Raw genomic sequence first — 17,226 nt, forward strand, 5'->3', positions numbered from 1 at the left:
CAAACAACGCGAAATCTGATTTTTATTATTGCATTACAAATAAGCGTTATTAAAAATCAGAGCTAGAAAACGTAAAAATTATAACGGATTTAAACCTTAAAAACCGTTTATTTAAAAAAATTTAAGACCTTTAAACTCCAAAAACTAACTATGCGCTTACTCTGTTTTTTTCTTTTAGGTATTTTTCTATGCTCAGCTTGCAAAGAACAAAAAAAAGAAAAGTCTAATCTTGTCGTGCATGAAGGAATAAAAGAAACTCTTAAGTATGCTAAAGGATTTTCAATTACCTATCATAAAAATTATACTGAAATTATAGTGTCTTCACCATACCCCAAGAGTAAGGAAAATTACCGCTATATAGTAACTACCAATACAAGTAATATACCTAAAAATGGCGTTTCTGACATTACTGTTACACTTCCCATAGAAAAATTAGTGGTGATGTCTACCACCAATATCCCTGCTTTAGAATATCTTGACGTTGATGATAAATTGGTTGGATTTCCAAGTACCAGATTTATCTCTTCTGAAAAAACGCGAGCCCGTGTTGATAGTGGCGCTATAAAAGATCTGAATAACGATTTAGATCTAAATATGGAATTACTGTTAGACTTACAACCTGATTTGGTTATTGGATTTTCCGTCAATGGCAACGACAAAACATTAAATCAAATTAAAAAGTTTGGAATTCCTGTAGTTTTAGATGGTGCTTGGACCGAAGCTCACCCGCTAGGAAGTGCTGAATGGGTTAAATTTATTGCAGCTTTTTTCAACAAAAAAGACAAGGCCGATAGTATTTTTAATACCATAGAAACAAACTACCTACAAGCAAAACAATTAGCCTTAAACGCCACTAAACGACCTGTAGTTTTATCGGGCTCCATGTTTAAAGAGGTTTGGAATGTGCCAGGAGGAAAAAGTTTTGTAGCTAAATATCTGGAAGATGCCAATACCAATTATTTATGGAAAGACACTGATACCAACGGCAGCTTACAATTTAATTTTGAAAACGTTCTTGAAAAAGCTCAAAACGCTGAACTATGGATTGGTGCGGGGGCATTTAATAGTAGAGAACAAATGGCAAATCAACACAAAGGTTACACGTATTTTGATGCCTTTAAAAACAAAAACATATTCACTTATACCAATAAAATAGGCCCAGATGGCGGTTTGTTATATTATGAATTAGGCCCTTTAAGACCCGACTTTATTTTAAAAGACATTATTCATATAGCACATCCCGACCTGCTTCCTAATTATAACAATTTCTTTTTTAAACGTTTAGAATAGGTGTTCTATCAAAATAAATACACGCTTTCTTTTATTGTACTTGGCATACTGCTTATTGCTTGCTTTTTTGTAAACATAAGTCTAGGCTCTATTTCTATTCCAAACAAGGTTATCTTTAATAGTCTATTTGGTACGGTGGAGAATATCTCATGGAAATACATTGTTTTAGATTATAGATTACCAAAAGCGTTTACCTCCATTATTGTAGGTTCGGGTTTAGGCATTTCAGGACTTATGATGCAAACCCTCTTTAGAAATCCGCTGGCAGGCCCTTTTGTTTTAGGCATTACCTCTGGCGCTAGTTTAGGAGTGGCTATTGTTACCTTAGGAACCTCTGTTTTTAGTGGCGTACTTTGGGGTTTATTAGCTTCCAAATGGAGTATTGTAATTGCTGCTACTTTAGGGAGTTTTTTAGTGCTGCTTACGGTGCTTATTGTATCCACCAAAGTAAGAGATGCTATGGCAATTTTAATTATAGGCCTTATGTTTGGTAGTATTTCAGCGGCTGTGGTTAACGTACTCTCCTATTTTAGTTCGGCAGAAGAATTGCAACAGTATATTTTTTGGGGATTTGGAAGCCTAGGAAACCTATCATGGTACGAATTGTTTATTTTATTCGTTATTTATAGTATAGGTATCCTAATAAGTTTAATGTCTATAAAAAGTTTGAACTCCTTATTATTGGGAGAAAACTATGCAAAGAGTTTGGGACTAAACATAAAAAAGAGTAGATTCTTAATCATTATATCAACAAGTTTGTTAGCAGGTACCATTACTGCTTTTTCAGGTCCTATTGCTTTTATAGGTTTAGCGGTACCGCATATTACAAGACAGCTTTTTAGCACCTCAAACCATAAAATTTTGGTGCCCGCAGTATTCTTATTGGGAGCCATTATTATGCTCATTTGTGATAGCATTGCGCAATTACCAGCAAGTGATTACACCTTACCTATAAATGCCATAACCTCTTTAATTGGAGCTCCTGTGGTTATTTGGTTATTGGTTAGAAAGCGTAAAATGATGTTTTAATGACTCTTTCAAAAAAACATATCGTCTTAAAAACTGAAAATCTATCAATAGGTTACACCTCTAAAAAAGAGACTAATACAATTGCTTCTCATATTAACATAGAACTTTGTAAAGGAGAACTTGTAGGATTAGTAGGCGCTAATGGTATTGGTAAATCTACACTTTTAAGAACGTTAACCGATGTGCAGCCAGAATTAGAAGGAGATATCCTTTTAAACAATAAACCTTTAAAAACATATTCTAATATTCAATTAGCCAAAGCCTTAAGCTTGGTACTAACAGAAACATTATCATCAAAAAACTTAACCGTTTTTGAATTGGTAGCTTTGGGTAGACAACCCTACACCAATTGGCTTGGAAGCTTTTCAAATACCGATATTAAAATCATACACAAGTCACTCCAACTTATTAATATTGAAGCTTTAAAAGATAAGAAGTGTTTTGAACTTAGTGACGGACAACTTCAAAAAGCCATGATTGCGAGAGCCTTAGCGCAAGACACCGATGTTATCATACTAGATGAACCAACAACACATTTAGACATGTATCATAAGGCCTATATTTTAAAGTTGCTTCAAAAACTAGCTAAAGAGACCAATAAAACCATTTTATTTTCATCACATGAAATTGAGTTAGCCATTCAATTATGCGACAAAATGGTAGTGATGACTCAAGGTCAAGTAACTTCAGATATCCCTTGCAACCTAATTACCAATGGTACTTTTGAAAGACTTTTTCCTAAGGATTTAATTGCCTTTGATAAGAAAACAGGAAGTTTTAAGGTTAAAAAATAAGAATTTATAAAATCCGTTTTCAAAAATTAAATCTTACTTCGGGCAGTTTCTATCTTCAAACTAAAAAAATTATATTTGAAAATATTTCTATTTTTTAATGAACGACAGCCTTATTCTCATTCTTGCCATTATCATTTCAGCCATTGTTGGAGGTTATATAGGTATGCTTATCTCAAAACTTAAAAGTAAAGGAGAAACCAGTGGTTTAATAGTATTAAATTCTAATTTGGAACAGCAATTACAAGATGCTAAAAACACTTTTGAAGCTGAATTAAATAAACAAGCTGAGTTTTTTAAACTTCAAATAAATGAACTCCGCGAAACAATTTCTAAAATTGAAAATGAACGCGAAAATATACGCCGTGAAAAGGATTTCTTAAATGCCGAATTAACAAGAAAAAATACCGAGTTTGAAAATCTTACTCAAAAGAATGCAGAGCAAAAAGCTGAAGTAGAACAGCTTCAGGAAAAATTTACTAAAGAATTTGAAAATTTAGCCAATAAAATATTAGATGAAAAGTCTGAAAAATTCACCATTCAGAATAAAGAAAACATCAAAAATATTTTAAATCCGCTACAAGAGAAAATTCAAGTTTTCGAACAAAAAGTTGAAGCTTCTCAAAAGGAAAGTATCAGCATGCATTCGGCTTTAAAAGAGCAATTATTAGGCTTAAAAGATTTAAATCAACAAATGACCAAAGAGGCCACTAACCTTACCCGAGCTTTAAAAGGCAACAGTAAAATGCAAGGGAATTGGGGCGAATTGGTACTTGAGCATGTTTTAGAAAAATCGGGCTTAGAAAAAGACCGTGAGTACTTTGTACAACAAAGCTTTACACGTGAAGACGGCTCTCGTGTATTACCCGATGTAGTGTTGCATCTTCCTGATGACAAACGCATGATTATTGATAGTAAAGTTTCTTTAGTCGATTATGAACGCTACGTTAATGCTGAAGAAGATGACAAACCTGCTTACCTTAAAGCACACGTTAATTCCGTTAGAAAACACGTAGACCAACTGGCGGAGAAAAACTATCAAGATTTATATGATGAATCTCCGGACTTTGTATTATTATTCATTCCTATTGAAACTGCTTTTGCTGTAGTAGTAAATGAAAACAATAGTATTTATAACAAAGCTTTTGAGAAAAATATTGTTATTGTAACGCCTTCAACATTACTAGCAACACTGCGTACTATAGACACTATGTGGAACAATGAAAAACAACAGCGTAACGCTATTGAAATTGCCAGGCAGGCAGGAGCTTTATACGACAAATTTGAAGGCTTAATGAACGACCTTATTGGTGTTGGTAAAAAAATTGACGCTACTAAATCAGACTATAATGCCGCTATGAATAAGCTTTTTGAAGGTAGAGGTAATTTAATTACCAGCGTTGAAAAACTAAAAAAAATGGGGGCAAAAGCAAAAAAATCACTTCCAGAACCTATACTGAAGCGCGCTCAAGAAGACGAGATTTAAAAAGCATTAAAATATAAATATCATGAAAATTTTAACCAAAATAATCATCGGTCTAGTAGTCATTTTCATAGGCTATTTTTGCTTTCTATATTTTGCAAAATATAGCGAAGGCGTTAGAGCGGGTGAACTTGTTAAATTTAGTCGTAAAGGAGTTATCATAAAAACCTGGGAAGGTGAGATAAGTCAAGGCGTTTCAGATTCTCAATTCTTTAGATTTTCTGTAGAAGACTCAGAAAATAAAGTTATTAAAGACCTAAATGACTTACAAGGCCAATATGTAAAACTTTACTATTATGAGCGTTACAAAACGTTCTTTTGGTTAGGAGACACCAAATATTTCATAACAAAGGTTGAAAAAACAGACAGAAACTTAAATAAATAAAATTACATGTTTAAACACGCTAAAGAATCTCAAGTTGAAATTACACAACTTATGTTACCATCGCACTCAAATTTTAGTGGTAAAATTCACGGAGGGCATATTTTGAATTTGATGGATCAAATAGCCTTTGCCTGTGCTTCAAAGCACTCCAACCACTATTGTGTAACAGCCTCAGTAAATCGGGTAGATTTTTTAAATCCTATAGAAGTTGGTGAATTAGTGACCTTAAAAGCTTCTATAAATTATACAGGAAAAACCTCTATGGTGGTAGGTTTACGTGTAGAGTCTGAAAATATTCAAAGAGGAGAAGTAAAGCACTGTAATTCTTCTTATTTCACCATGGTAGCTAAAGATGAAAATGGTAAAAATGCTTTGGTACCAGGTTTAATTCTCGATAGTGTGCAAAGCATACGTCGATTTGCCAGAAGTATAGCACGACAAGAACAAGCTAAAACGCGAACTACAAAATTTAAGTCTTCTGAATTTAAAATTGAAGAACATATTGAACATATTAAAACTCAAAATGCCCAGATAGCCCTTTAGGTGATTTCTATTTGAATAATTAAATTAGTTTTTTTTACTATATTTAATTATGCGCAAATGGATACTACTTGTTTTAATTCTTGGTTTAGGCCTTTCGTCGTATTTCTATCTTTTTAAAGGTCATAGAGATATTGCTTCAGAAAAGGCAGAAGTAACCATGACAGCTATACAATTACAAGAGTTATATAAAAAAACACCTAACAATGTTTTTGAAAACACATATTTAAACAAAACCATTGAAGTAACAGGTAGAGTTTCTAGTTTTGAACCAAAACAAATTACATTAAACCGTGTTATTTTTTGCCAGCTATCTGATTCTCTAGATGCGCACATCAACATAGGTTCAAATATTAATATTAAAGGGCGCTTAATTGGCTATGATGAATTACTTGAAGAAGTAAAGTTAGACCAGTGCTATATTTTAAATTAAGTTATACTAAACTAACCCATTCCAGTATGAAATACTTTTGTTTTCTTTTTGTATTGTTGCCTTTTTTAGGATTTTCTCAAAATGACTTATTAAATGAAATAGATACAGATTCTTTAAGAGCAAATGAGGTGAGCGCTACTTTCAAAGGGCTCAAGATTGTAAATTTTGAATCGACCAAACTTGTTGATAAAGGCGATTTTACATTTGTGGTTGCCCACCGATTTGGAAGTCTAAAAAATGGTTTTGATAGTTTTTTTGGCTTGGATGATGCCGTAACTCGATTGAACTTTATTTTTGGCGTTTGTGATGGTCTTAATATTGGCGTATCAAGAAGTTCCTTTCAAAAAATTTATGAAGCTTCTGCAAAATATCGTCTAATTAAACAAACACATAGTGGGATTCCATTTACTATAGTCGGTTACAATTCGGTACTCGTTAATACTGGTCTAGAAAAAGACAACCTTCCGTTATTAGAATTCAAACACCGCATGGGTTATACTGCTCAAATACTTATATCAAGAAAAATAAACAACAACTTATCTCTTGAACTTGCTCCTACCTTTTTCCATGATAATTATGTGGCCGTTAACGAACAGGATAATTCACAATATGCATTAGGCCTTGGAGGACGCTATAAAATAAGTAAGCGTGTGTCTTTAAATGTAGATTATGGCTGGCATCTTAACCGAGCCAGCACTTCGCCCTTTAAAAATCCATTATCAGTAGGTGTTGATATTGAAACGGGAGGCCATGTATTTCAAATGCATTTTACCAATGCACAAGGCATGAATACCAACTCTTTTCTGGGTCAAAGTACAGGAGATTGGAGTGATGGAGATATTTATTTTGGTTTTAACTTAAGTCGTGTATTTTAAACCCCACATACTATGAAATATAAAATTTTAATATTTACGCTTTCAACAATTTCTTTTTATAACTGTGCCAACGACAGTGAAGATGATTTAACAAACCCTAACCCTATACCAACAGTTGTAACCTATAATGCGCACGTAAAATCTATAATTAACACCAATTGTACAAGCTGTCATTCAGATCCTGCTGTTAATGGAGCCAATGTTCCTTTAACTACTTATACCCAAGTAAAGTCTGCCGTTCAGAATAACAACTTAATAAGTAAAATAAATGGTAACGGACCTGGGGGACTAATGCCTCTTGGAGGTCCAAAACTACCAGAAAACCTTATTGATGTAATTGAAAAATGGGAAACCGATGGTTTAAAAGAAAACTAATAACTAAAAAACAATACTATGAAAACGAAACACTTTATTTACCTATTTGTCCTTTTCTTGATGGCATTTAACTGTTCTAGCAGCAGTGATACTGACACCATGGAAACTCCAAATCCAGATCCAGACCCAACTCCTAGTGAAAAGGTCACTTATGATGCCGATATTAAAAGTATTTTAAGTAGCAATTGCATTTCTTGTCATGGCTCAACACCTACTCAGAATGCGCCAATGTCATTAACTACTTATACGCAAACGAAAAATTATATCGATCAAATTATTGACCGTGTTAATAGAACAGGCTCAGGCAAGATGCCGCCTTCTGGACAATTATCTAGCCAAGAAAAGGCTGCTTTTCAACAATGGAAAACAGATGGATTGCTTGAAAATTAACAAGAATTATTTGGCAACATTTTTGATCTAGTTAACAATAAAGAATATGAAACACCTACTATTCTATTTTATTGCTTTTTTAAGCTTAAATATGTATTCTCAAGAGAAGTATTTAACGCGTTCTGGTAGAGTTAATTTTGAAGCTTCTGTCCCTTCATTTGAGGAAGTAAAAGCGATAAATAATTCGGCAACCGCCATACTAAATGGTTCTAATGGTGAATTGGCAGCTTTAGTTTTAGTTAAAGGCTTTCGGTTTAAAAACGCCTTAATGGAAGAGCATTTTAATGAAAATTATGCGGAGTCTGATCAATTTCCGAAAGCTACTTTTATAGGAAAAATTGAAAATTTTCATAGTGAACAGTTAAACACTACTCACCAAAACGTTGTACTGAAAGGCCAGTTAACTTTTCATGGAGAAACAAAACCTATAGAAGTAAACAATCTCACTTTTTCAAAAGAAAGTAATGTTATTGTAATGTCTGGATCATTCAAAGTAAAAGCTGAAGATTTCAGTGTCAAAATACCCAAAATAGTACGTAACAAAGTTTCTGAAACTATTGATGTTTCCTTTAATTTTGAGCTTAAACAGAAATAAAAAAAGCAGCCCATAGGCTGCTTTTTTTATTTCAAATGATTGAAAGTTATTTACTTAAGTACATTTTACGTCTTGAATATAAATCATAAAACTCGTCATCTTTTAAACTATCAATAAATAAGATACTTTCTCCTGTACTCTTCATTTCTGGTCCTAAGCGTTTATCTACATTAGGAAACTTATTAAATGAAAATACCGGTTGCTTTATAGCATATCCTTCAAGTTGCGGATTGAATGTAAAGTCTGTTACCTTTTTCTCACCAAGCATTACTTTAGTAGCATAGTTTACATAAGGTTCTTTGTAAGCCTTAGCAATAAACGGAACCGTTCTAGAAGCTCTTGGGTTTGCTTCAATGATGTAAACCATATCATCTTTAATGGCAAACTGAATATTAATTAAGCCAACCGTGTTTAAGGCCCTAGCAATAGTATGTGTATGATCTATAATTTGTTGCATCACTAAATCACCTAGATTAAATGCTGGCAAGGTTGCATTTGAATCGCCCGAATGTACCCCACATGGCTCAATATGCTCCATAATACCTATGATATACACATTACCATCAGCATCACAAATAGCATCCGCTTCTGCTTCAATAGCACCATCTAAATAGTGATCTAATAAAAGCTTGTTGTTAGGAATTTTTCTTAGTAAATCAACAACATGCTCTACTAATTCTTCCTTATTAATCACAATCTTCATACCCTGACCTCCTAATACATAAGATGGTCTTACTAGGATTGGGAAGTTTAACTGATTCGCTAACTCTAAGGCTTCATCTGCATTTTCGGCTACACCAAACTCAGGGTAAGGAATGTTATTCTCTTTTAATAGTTTAGAGAAACTACCTCTATCTTCAGCTAAATCTAAAGATTCAAAACTAGTACCAATAATTTTAATTCCGTACTTGGTTAATTTCTCTGCTAATTTTAAGGCTGTTTGCCCTCCTAATTGCACAATTACTCCTTCTGGTTTTTCATGACGAATAATATCATAAATATGTTCCCAGAATACAGGCTCAAAGTATAACTTATCGGCGGTATCAAAATCCGTTGAAACGGTTTCTGGATTACAATTAATCATGATTGTTTCATAACCACATTCAGCAGCAGCTAAAACACCATGTACGCAACAGTAATCAAACTCAATACCTTGACCAATTCTATTGGGACCAGAACCTAAAACAACAATTTTCTTCTTATCGGTTACAACACTTTCATTGTGCACATAGGTATCTCCTTCTGGTGTTTCTATAATATTTTCGAACGTAGAATAGTAATACGGTGTTTTGGCTGTAAACTCAGCAGCACAAGTATCCACCAATTTAAACACACGCTGAATGTTGAACTCATCACGTTTATTATACACCTGACTTTCTAAACATCCTAACATATGAGCTATTTGACGGTCGCCATACCCTTTTTGTTTCGCCTCAAGCAATAGGTCTTTATCTAACGTATCTATGGTGTATTTTGAAATTTCTTTCTCTAACTGGAATAGCTCTTCATATTGCTTTAGGTACCACATATCAATCTTGGTGATATCGTGAATTTGGCTTAAAGGAATTCCCATAGCAATGGCATCATAAATAACAAAAACGCGATCCCAACTGGCATGAGTAAGCTTATCAATTATTTGATTATAATCTGTATAACCCTTACCATCAGCCCCTAAACCATTACGCTTAATCTCTAAAGATTGTGTAGCCTTATGAAGCGCCTCTTGGAAAGAACGGCCAATTCCCATCACCTCTCCTACGGCTTTCATCTGTAGCCCTAATGTTCTATCAGAACCTTCAAACTTATCAAAGTTCCAACGTGGTATTTTTACAATAACGTAATCTAACGTAGGTTCAAATAAGGCTGAAGTAGATTTTGTAATTTGATTATCTAACTCATCAAGCGTATACCCAATAGCTAATTTTGTTGCAATTTTTGCAATAGGATATCCTGTTGCTTTACTTGCTAAAGCTGAAGAACGTGATACACGTGGGTTAATTTCAATGGCAATAATGTCTTCCTTTTCATCAGGGCTTACAGCAAACTGTACATTACAACCCCCTTCAAAATCACCAATACTACGCATCATTTTAATAGCCATATCACGCATTTTTTGATACGTTTTATCACTCAATGTCATAGCAGGTGCCACGGTTATAGAATCTCCAGTATGAATCCCCATAGGATCCATGTTCTCAATAGAACAGATAATTACAACATTATCATTTTTATCTCTAAGAAGCTCTAACTCATACTCTTTCCATCCCATCATAGCTTTATCAATCATCACCTCATGAATCGGTGAAATTTCTAAACCTCGGCGTAAAAGCTTATCAAAATCTTCTTCTTCATATACTATAGCAGCTCCAGCGCCACCTAAAGTAAATGACGAACGGATACATAACGGGAACCCAAACTCTTGAGCAATCTCCTTACCTTTTAGGAAAGACGTTGCTGTAGCTTGAGGCGCCATAGCTACGCCTATTCTCCCCATTAATTCTCTAAACTGCTCTCTATCTTCAGTAATATTAATGGCATTAATATCTACACCTATTAATTCTACCCCAAACTCTTCCCAGATGCCTTTTTCATCAGCTTCAATACATAAGTTTAAAGCAGTTTGACCACCCATAGTTGGTAAAACGGCGTCAATTTGAGGGTGCTCTTTTAAAATTTTAATGATAGATTTTGTAGTCAGTGGCAACAAATACACATGATCTGCCATAGAAGGATCAGTCATAATCGTTGCTGGGTTAGAATTAATCAAAATCGTTTCAATTCCATCTTCTCTTAAAGACCTCAAAGACTGCGAACCTGAATAATCAAACTCACACGCTTGTCCTATCACAATAGGCCCTGAGCCAATAATTAATATCGATTTAAGTTTTGGATTTTTTGGCATTTTACTTGATATAATATGTTGTCTTTTAATTTTTTACAAAAATAGCAATCAGCAGATATAAAAAAAGGCGCTACACTTAAGTAACACCTTTATATTATCAACAATTGTTAATCATTTATTTTTTATGTCTAGTTTCAGATGATACAGACAATTTTTTTCTTCCTTTTGCTCTTCTACGAGCTAATACCTTTCTACCGTTAGCAGAAGCCATTCTTTCTCTAAAACCATGCTTATTTCTTCTCTTTCTTTTAGAAGGCTGAAATGTTCTTTTACTCATTGTCTTATATCTTTAAAATCTGAAAATGTATTTTTTGTATTAGGGCTTTCTTTAAAACCGAGGGCAAATATACAAAGGCTTTATTAGTTAGACAAAACTTATTTTAAAATTTTTTCAAATAAGTTTTTATTTTAGAATAATAACCTTTAACTCCTTTATTTATTTGGGTTAACATCAATATTTTGTTGGTGTTACCTATATATATTTTGATAAAATTTAGTTTCTTTGCAATCCAAAATAAGGATTTTTTTGTGTTTTATTCGCTAATATCACACAATTTTCAACTAGAAATTAAATATCATGTTCAATAAAATTATAAAACTTATTATAGCTGCAGGCATTATTGCTTTTGCGGTTTATCAATTTACCGAAGATAATATTGGTAATGGAATTGCTTTAATTCTGTTGTCATTAATATTTGTCTTTCTATATTTTAAAAATGAATTTATCCTACTAGCCTTTTTAAAATTACGTAAACAAGATTTTGAAGGCGCTAAAAAATGGCTTGACAAAATAAAGAATCCTGAAACAGCTTTAGTAAAAAAACAACAAGGTTACTACAATTACTTACATGGTATTATGGTGTCTCAAAGCAACATGAATGAAGCCGAAAAGTTTTTAAAAAAGGCTATTACATTAGGATTGTCTATGGATCATGATTTGGCTATGGCGAAATTGAACTTAGCTGGAATTGCCTTTTCTAAAAGAAGAAAACAGGAAGCCCAAAAACTACTTACAGAAGCCTCAAAATTAGACAAGCAAGGCATGTTGACGGATCAAATTAAAATGATGAAGCAAAACATGAAACGTGCCGCAGGACCAAATCAACATTTTGGTACTGGCGGATCTTTAAGAGCTCAAAAAAGAAGAGGTTAAAGTATCGGCGACCATAATCTACAAGAAGATTCTTTTATTTTATCAAATTTTGGTCTATTCAACCAACGCTGATAATCAATCATTTCGCAGTCTTTCAGATCATCAAGAAAATGCTGTTTTAAACGTTTACTGTTGCTTGAATCATAGATTAAGGCGTTGATTTCAAAATTTATTTTGAAGCTTCTATAATCCATATTTGAAGTTCCTACGGTTGAAAAAACATCATCAACAACAATAGTTTTTGCATGTACAAAGCCCTTAGCATACCTGTAAACTCTCACATCAGCCTCTAGCAATCTTTCTAAATTTGAATTGGTAGCATACTTAACCACCCAAGAATCTGATTCTTTTGGAATAATTAAACGAACATCAATGCCACTTTTAGCTGCTATTTGAATGGCAGTAATAATCTCGTCATTGGGCACAAAATAAGGTGTGGTAATATACACATATGATTTGGCTGTTGTAATAGCCGTGAATATAGCTTCCATAATATTGGCCCAATCTGTATCAGGACCACTAGCTGCAATTTGAACGGCCACAGTATTATCACAATGCAATACAGGAAAATACGCTTCCTTTACCTGAAGTGTTTGCCCTGACACAAAATTCCATGTGGTAAGGAAATGAAATTGTAAAGCCTTTACTGCTTCGCCTTCAAGTCGCAAATGTGTATCTCTCCAATACGGTTTACTTCCATTATTATTTAAGTAAACATCTGAGATATTAATCCCTCCTACATATCCTATTTTTCCATCTATGATAGCTATTTTTCGGTGATTTCTATAATTCATCTTACCTGTTAAACTAGAAAAAACAACAGGCATAAAAGGAAAGTGCTCTATTTTATTTTGTGTTAATTGGTGCTTCATTTTAGACGAAATCTTACTACCAACATCATCATATGACACCCTGACTTCAACCCCTGCCCTTGCTTTTTCTATGAGTAAGTTCAATATTTCTGTGCCAATACCATCATCACGTAAAATATAATACTCCAAATGAATGTGATTTTTTGCCGCTCTTATATCTTGCTTTAACTTAATAAACTTGTCGTCTCCATTCCTAATAATATCAACACTATTCTTTAGTGTAAGAGGTGAATTCTCATTACTGTAAAGTAATTTAACCAACTTAACCTTATCACCTAAATGATCATTTATTTCTTCAATCTCCCTGCTACTAAACGTTAAATCATTTCGAACAGATTTTATAATCTTTTGATTTGCAACATTTTTTCTACTAAAGATTTTATTCTTTCTATACTCCTGACCAAACAGATAATATACTAAAACCCCTAGAAAAGGAAAAAAAACCAAGACAATAATATAGGATAAGGTCTTGGTTGGGTTTATATTTTTTAATAAAATTGTTATTGCGGCTGTTGCAGCTAATAAGTAATTAAGAATTAAAAGAATTCCCAAATATTCTTGCTTAATGAATTCTATCATGTACTAGTTTACCATATAGTGGCCTTCTTGAGGTATCTCAATAAAGTACTGTTTTCTTGACTTATTATTTAGGTGTGGTTCTCTTAACCAAGGATTGTGCAATTTGAGTATTTTATAATTTATTCCAAATTCTTGGGCAAACTTATAAAAATTAGTAACCACAGTATCTACCTCAACTTTAAAGGTTGGAACGCTATTGTACAAATCTTTATCCCTAAAATTAAACCCATATTTGGTAGGGTGAGACAAAATTTCTTTGAGTGCGATAATTCTGAATACATAACGACCTGTTTCTTCCCCTAAAAGTAAATCATAATAACTAGAAACTTCTTGTTCTTCAAGCCTGCGCTCAACACCCGACTTTCCTGCATTATAAGAGGCAGCAGCAAGCGTCCATGACCCTAATTTGTCTTTGGCCTCAATTAAATATTTACACGCAACGTGCGTTGCTTTTTCTAAATTATAACGTTCATCAACATTGCTATTAACCTCCAAACCATTCTCTCGGGCTGTTGCTGGCATAATTTGCCAAACACCCCTTGCTCCGGCAGGTGACACGGCATTAGTTAAACCACTTTCAATAACAGCCAAATACTTAAAATCATCTGGCACTCCATGTGCTTTTAAAATAGGTTCTATAACAGGAAAATACTTCTTAGCACGCTTAAACATCAACAAACCATTTGATTGCCAATAGGTATTAACCAGTAACTCCCTATCCATGCGCTCATAAATATCAGGGTTATTAAGCGGCACAGACTCACCAGCAAAATTTAAATCATCTGGCACTTGTAATGCGTACACATTATAATCATTGATTAATTTTTTTTCAAAATTTTCATCGGTTGGCGCGTCTTGGAGGGCATAAATAAAAAGTGCGCATAAACTTAATAATCCCACAAACGCCAAAAATCGTTCTACTATTTTCATCTTTAAAAAGTTTGTCTAAAGATAAAAAAAACGACCTAGTTACTAATAATTATCTTTGGTAAATTTTCGTTAAACCACTTATACTTATTAATAATCATGATGTGGGTACCATTAGGAATAACCATACAATTCTCAATGTATTTTATAGGAAAAACAGAATCGTGATCGCCATGTATATGCACAATATTTGGATTATAAGTTTCTTGTTGCCAGCACACCATCTCTTTAATTGCCCAACTTAAATATGTATTATTATTTACAGAAAGGTATTTTTTATAAAGTTCAACGCGCTTTGTCATGAGTTTTCCGAAAGCATATTTTTCAAAAATCTCAATTTTACTTGCTAAATGCGTTGGAACTAGTTTATAAGCACCTGTAGATTTTACCAACAACATTCTTGACGGTAGCTCATATTTACTTTTAACACTTGATACTATTATTAACTTTCTTACCTTAATCAACCGGGCTATTTCCTGTACCAAAACACCCCCAAAAGACACGCCTAATAGCACAATATTTTCATGTTTAATATGTTGACACATCCTCCTAGCATAGGCACTTAGTGATTCATCCCCTAAGGGTATCATCCATTCTAAATAATGAATATCAAATTGGTCTTTTGGTAAGTTTATATATTCAAATATCTTAGGACTAGCCGCCATACCAGGCATTAAATACACATGTATTACCCCTTGAAACATAAGCATTTAACATTAATTTTACTTTCTGTTAACAATTATTTTTTGTACTTTTGCACAAAGTTATAGAAATAGTATTCGCTATTTTAATTTCCATAAATATAAAACAATAATAAGATGGTTGAAGCTGCAGAATTAATTGACAATGATTTTTTACGTCAATACGAGATTAAAATTGATGGTCAATTAGCAAAAATTGAGTACTCATTACAAGAGCGAAAAATTTTTCTAACCAAACTAATTATTCCAGAAGACATTAACGATGAGGACTTTAAAAAAGACTTTTTAAAACTTGTTTTTGAGCAAATTGAAGAACGTAATTTAAGCGTTGTTCCTACAAGTCCTGAAATTGCAAAGTTTGTACGAAGCAACAGAAAGTACAAAAGAATGCTACCCGTTGGTGTTAGAATTTAATATTGTAAGATTCATTTGAAAAACTAAAAAACCGAAACTTAAATGTTTCGGTTTTTTTATGCTACTTTTTCCTCTTGAAAATTGAATCTTACCAATCCATCTTCATCTATATGAGTGAGTTCAACAACATGCAACGTGTTTACCAATTCAGGATTCCATGGTGCTTTCACTTTTACATAATTTTCTGTAAATCCATGTATATAGCCCTCTTTATTTTCACTTTCAAATAGCACAGTGCGTTTGGTATTAAGTTGACTTTCATAAAACGCACGGCGTTTTTTTACTGATAAACCACGTAGCATTTTACTACGTTTACTTCTTACATTATTAGGAACCACACTATCCATGGTAGCCGCCTCTGTATTATCTCGTTCTGAATAGGTAAAAACATGGAGGTATGAAACATCTAAATCCACTAAAAAATTATAGGTTTCAAGAAATTGTTCATCGGTTTCCCCAGGAAAACCAACAATCACATCAACCCCAATACAAGCATGTGGCATCACTTCCTTTATTTTTGCCACTCTATCAACATACAGTTCACGCATATAGCGACGTTTCATTTTTTTTAAAACCGCATTAGACCCCGATTGCAAAGGCACATGGAAATGTGGCACAAATGCTCTAGATTTTGAAACTAAATCTATCGTCTCATTTTTTAGTAAATTAGGTTCTATTGATGATATACGCAAGCGCTCAATCCCTGCTACTTGATCTAATTCTGTTACTAAATCAAGAAACGTATGTTCATGCTTTTTATTACCAAATTCGCCTTTACCATAATCTCCAATATTTACACCTGTTAAGACAATTTCCTTAATATTTTGTTCTGAAATTTCTTTGGCGTTTTTTAGTACATTTTGCATAGTATCACTCCTAGAAATACCTCTTGCCAGTGGAATGGTACAATACGTACATTTATAGTCACAACCATCCTGAACTTTTAAAAAAGCACGCGTTCTATCCCCAATAGAGTATGAGCCCACATAAAAATCGGCCTCTTCAATTTCACAAGAATGTACTTCTCCAAAATCATTTTTTGACAAATCATTCAAGTAATCGGTAATCTTAAATTTTTCTGTTGCCCCTAGTACCAAATCTACACCATTTACATCAGCTAATTCTTGAGGTTTTAGTTGCGCATAACACCCTACCGCTGCAACAAAAGCATTGGGATTTACTTTTTGAGCCTGCTTCACAATAGTTTTAAAACGCTTATCGGCATTCTCTGTTACAGAACATGTATTAATTACATATATATCGGCTTTTTCAGCGAAATCAACCCTTTCAAATCCTTCATTGTGAAAATCTCTCGCAATAGTTGAGGTTTCCGAAAAATTCAACTTACAACCTAAAGTATAAAAAGCGACTTTTTTATTCATATCTTTTTTATTTCCGTGAAAACAGAAAACTAATTACTTTTACATGCAGCATTGCAAATAGCAAAACGTAAACAACAAATTTCATTTACTATTACGCTCCATAAGAGCCT

The 17,226-nt window shown here is 33.4% G+C and carries 19 protein-coding genes; 13 read left to right on the plus strand and 6 right to left on the minus strand.

Annotated features, from left to right (window positions below; translation table 11 throughout):
- The first annotated feature begins 150 nt into the window (after positions 1-150).
- The 11 genes from FGF67_RS11120 to FGF67_RS11170 all read left to right on the plus strand — a co-directional run bounded on the left by FGF67_RS11120 (position 151) and on the right by FGF67_RS11170 (position 8,186).
- Complete coding sequence (locus FGF67_RS11120) at positions 151-1,290, plus strand: ABC transporter substrate-binding protein (RefSeq protein ID WP_139697755.1); 1,140 nt, start codon at positions 151-153, stop codon at positions 1,288-1,290.
- Complete coding sequence (locus tag FGF67_RS11125) at positions 1,291-2,319, plus strand: FecCD family ABC transporter permease (protein WP_139697757.1); 1,029 nt, start codon at positions 1,291-1,293, stop codon at positions 2,317-2,319.
- Complete coding sequence (locus FGF67_RS11130) at positions 2,319-3,113, plus strand: ABC transporter ATP-binding protein (RefSeq protein WP_139697759.1); 795 nt, start codon at positions 2,319-2,321, stop codon at positions 3,111-3,113. Before FGF67_RS11125 ends, FGF67_RS11130 begins: the two co-directional genes overlap by 1 nt.
- A gap of 97 nt (positions 3,114-3,210) precedes the next feature.
- Complete coding sequence (gene rmuC, locus FGF67_RS11135; protein WP_139697761.1) at positions 3,211-4,596, plus strand: DNA recombination protein RmuC; 1,386 nt, start codon at positions 3,211-3,213, stop codon at positions 4,594-4,596.
- Between the two features lie 19 nt (positions 4,597-4,615).
- On the plus strand, positions 4,616-4,978 hold the full coding sequence (locus FGF67_RS11140; protein WP_394344304.1) for a 6-phosphogluconate dehydrogenase: 363 nt from the start codon (positions 4,616-4,618) through the stop codon (positions 4,976-4,978).
- A 6-nt stretch (positions 4,979-4,984) separates the two neighbouring features.
- A complete protein-coding gene (locus FGF67_RS11145; RefSeq protein WP_139697764.1) occupies positions 4,985-5,521 on the plus strand; it encodes an acyl-CoA thioesterase in 537 nt (178 codons plus the stop codon).
- 49 nt (positions 5,522-5,570) lie between these two features.
- Complete coding sequence (locus FGF67_RS11150; protein WP_139697766.1) at positions 5,571-5,951, plus strand: OB-fold protein; 381 nt, start codon at positions 5,571-5,573, stop codon at positions 5,949-5,951.
- Positions 5,952-5,977: 26 nt separating this feature from the next.
- Positions 5,978-6,826 (plus strand): DUF5777 family beta-barrel protein, encoded by an 849-nt coding sequence (locus FGF67_RS11155; RefSeq protein WP_139697769.1) that lies wholly within the window; start codon positions 5,978-5,980, stop codon positions 6,824-6,826.
- 12 nt (positions 6,827-6,838) lie between these two features.
- Positions 6,839-7,201 (plus strand): hypothetical protein, encoded by a 363-nt coding sequence (locus tag FGF67_RS11160; protein ID WP_139697771.1) that lies wholly within the window; start codon positions 6,839-6,841, stop codon positions 7,199-7,201.
- Between the two features lie 60 nt (positions 7,202-7,261).
- Positions 7,262-7,591, plus strand: coding sequence for a c-type cytochrome (locus FGF67_RS11165; protein ID WP_158293214.1), 330 nt, complete (start codon positions 7,262-7,264; stop codon positions 7,589-7,591).
- Positions 7,592-7,637: 46 nt separating this feature from the next.
- Positions 7,638-8,186, plus strand: a complete 549-nt coding sequence (locus FGF67_RS11170; protein ID WP_139697775.1) for a YceI family protein — start codon at positions 7,638-7,640, stop codon at positions 8,184-8,186.
- A 46-nt stretch (positions 8,187-8,232) separates the two neighbouring features.
- Here FGF67_RS11170 and carB read toward each other — a convergent pair whose 3' ends face one another.
- Together carB and rpmH are read right to left on the minus strand one after the other, a co-directional pair.
- Entirely contained in the window at positions 8,233-11,088 is a 2,856-nt protein-coding gene (carB, locus tag FGF67_RS11175) for a carbamoyl-phosphate synthase large subunit (protein ID WP_139697777.1), read from the minus strand.
- A gap of 115 nt (positions 11,089-11,203) precedes the next feature.
- A complete protein-coding gene (rpmH, locus tag FGF67_RS11180; protein WP_027878648.1) occupies positions 11,204-11,365 on the minus strand; it encodes a 50S ribosomal protein L34 in 162 nt (53 codons plus the stop codon).
- A 300-nt stretch (positions 11,366-11,665) separates the two neighbouring features.
- Here rpmH and FGF67_RS11185 point away from each other — a divergent pair, with 300 nt between their 5' ends.
- On the plus strand, positions 11,666-12,241 hold the full coding sequence (locus FGF67_RS11185; protein ID WP_139697779.1) for a tetratricopeptide repeat protein: 576 nt from the start codon (positions 11,666-11,668) through the stop codon (positions 12,239-12,241).
- On the opposite strand, the gene cls is transcribed toward FGF67_RS11185, so the two are convergent.
- From cls to FGF67_RS11200, 3 genes are read right to left on the minus strand one after another with little or no spacing between them, the layout of a single operon-like run.
- A complete protein-coding gene (cls, locus tag FGF67_RS11190; protein ID WP_139697780.1) occupies positions 12,238-13,692 on the minus strand; it encodes a cardiolipin synthase in 1,455 nt (484 codons plus the stop codon). The two genes, FGF67_RS11185 and cls, sit on opposite strands and share 4 nt — an antisense overlap.
- Positions 13,693-13,695: 3 nt before the next feature.
- The gene (locus FGF67_RS11195) at positions 13,696-14,622 is read right to left on the minus strand and encodes a lytic transglycosylase domain-containing protein (RefSeq protein WP_139697781.1); all 927 of its coding nucleotides are present in this window, start codon (positions 14,620-14,622) and stop codon (positions 13,696-13,698) included.
- 35 nt (positions 14,623-14,657) lie between these two features.
- Positions 14,658-15,323, minus strand: a complete 666-nt coding sequence (locus FGF67_RS11200; RefSeq protein WP_139697964.1) for an alpha/beta hydrolase family protein — start codon at positions 15,321-15,323, stop codon at positions 14,658-14,660.
- A gap of 114 nt (positions 15,324-15,437) precedes the next feature.
- Between FGF67_RS11200 and FGF67_RS11205 the strand changes: the two genes are divergently transcribed.
- Positions 15,438-15,734, plus strand: coding sequence for a GNAT family N-acetyltransferase (locus FGF67_RS11205; RefSeq protein WP_139697783.1), 297 nt, complete (start codon positions 15,438-15,440; stop codon positions 15,732-15,734).
- Between the two features lie 56 nt (positions 15,735-15,790).
- Here FGF67_RS11205 and mtaB read toward each other — a convergent pair whose 3' ends face one another.
- Positions 15,791-17,116 carry a tRNA (N(6)-L-threonylcarbamoyladenosine(37)-C(2))-methylthiotransferase MtaB gene (gene mtaB / locus FGF67_RS11210; RefSeq protein ID WP_139697785.1) on the minus strand — a complete coding sequence of 442 codons (1,326 nt, stop codon included), beginning with the start codon at positions 17,114-17,116 and terminating at the stop codon, positions 15,791-15,793.
- Positions 17,117-17,226: the final 110 nt, after the last annotated feature.

The organism is Allotamlana fucoidanivorans (genome assembly GCF_006265225.1).
Taxonomy (GTDB): domain Bacteria; phylum Bacteroidota; class Bacteroidia; order Flavobacteriales; family Flavobacteriaceae; genus Allotamlana; species Allotamlana fucoidanivorans.

Excerpts from the sequence above, each read along its gene's own strand:
- FGF67_RS11120 (WP_139697755.1), top strand. The coding sequence starts at position 151 with ATGCGCTTACTCTGTTTTTTTCTTTTAGGTATTTTTCTATGCTCAGCT.
- FGF67_RS11130 (WP_139697759.1), top strand. The coding sequence starts at position 2,319 with ATGACTCTTTCAAAAAAACATATCGTCTTAAAAACTGAAAATCTATCA.
- rmuC (WP_139697761.1), top strand. The coding sequence starts at position 3,211 with ATGAACGACAGCCTTATTCTCATTCTTGCCATTATCATTTCAGCCATT.
- FGF67_RS11145 (WP_139697764.1), top strand. The coding sequence starts at position 4,985 with ATGTTTAAACACGCTAAAGAATCTCAAGTTGAAATTACACAACTTATG.
- FGF67_RS11150 (WP_139697766.1), top strand. The coding sequence starts at position 5,571 with ATGCGCAAATGGATACTACTTGTTTTAATTCTTGGTTTAGGCCTTTCG.
- FGF67_RS11155 (WP_139697769.1), top strand. The coding sequence starts at position 5,978 with ATGAAATACTTTTGTTTTCTTTTTGTATTGTTGCCTTTTTTAGGATTT.
- FGF67_RS11160 (WP_139697771.1), top strand. The coding sequence starts at position 6,839 with ATGAAATATAAAATTTTAATATTTACGCTTTCAACAATTTCTTTTTAT.
- FGF67_RS11165 (WP_158293214.1), top strand. The coding sequence starts at position 7,262 with ATGGCATTTAACTGTTCTAGCAGCAGTGATACTGACACCATGGAAACT.
- FGF67_RS11170 (WP_139697775.1), top strand. The coding sequence starts at position 7,638 with ATGAAACACCTACTATTCTATTTTATTGCTTTTTTAAGCTTAAATATG.
- carB (WP_139697777.1), bottom strand. The coding sequence starts at position 11,088 with ATGCCAAAAAATCCAAAACTTAAATCGATATTAATTATTGGCTCAGGG.
- rpmH (WP_027878648.1), bottom strand. The coding sequence starts at position 11,365 with ATGAGTAAAAGAACATTTCAGCCTTCTAAAAGAAAGAGAAGAAATAAG.
- FGF67_RS11185 (WP_139697779.1), top strand. The coding sequence starts at position 11,666 with ATGTTCAATAAAATTATAAAACTTATTATAGCTGCAGGCATTATTGCT.
- cls (WP_139697780.1), bottom strand. The coding sequence starts at position 13,692 with ATGATAGAATTCATTAAGCAAGAATATTTGGGAATTCTTTTAATTCTT.
- FGF67_RS11195 (WP_139697781.1), bottom strand. The coding sequence starts at position 14,622 with ATGAAAATAGTAGAACGATTTTTGGCGTTTGTGGGATTATTAAGTTTA.
- FGF67_RS11200 (WP_139697964.1), bottom strand. The coding sequence starts at position 15,323 with ATGTTTCAAGGGGTAATACATGTGTATTTAATGCCTGGTATGGCGGCT.
- FGF67_RS11205 (WP_139697783.1), top strand. The coding sequence starts at position 15,438 with ATGGTTGAAGCTGCAGAATTAATTGACAATGATTTTTTACGTCAATAC.
- mtaB (WP_139697785.1), bottom strand. The coding sequence starts at position 17,116 with ATGAATAAAAAAGTCGCTTTTTATACTTTAGGTTGTAAGTTGAATTTT.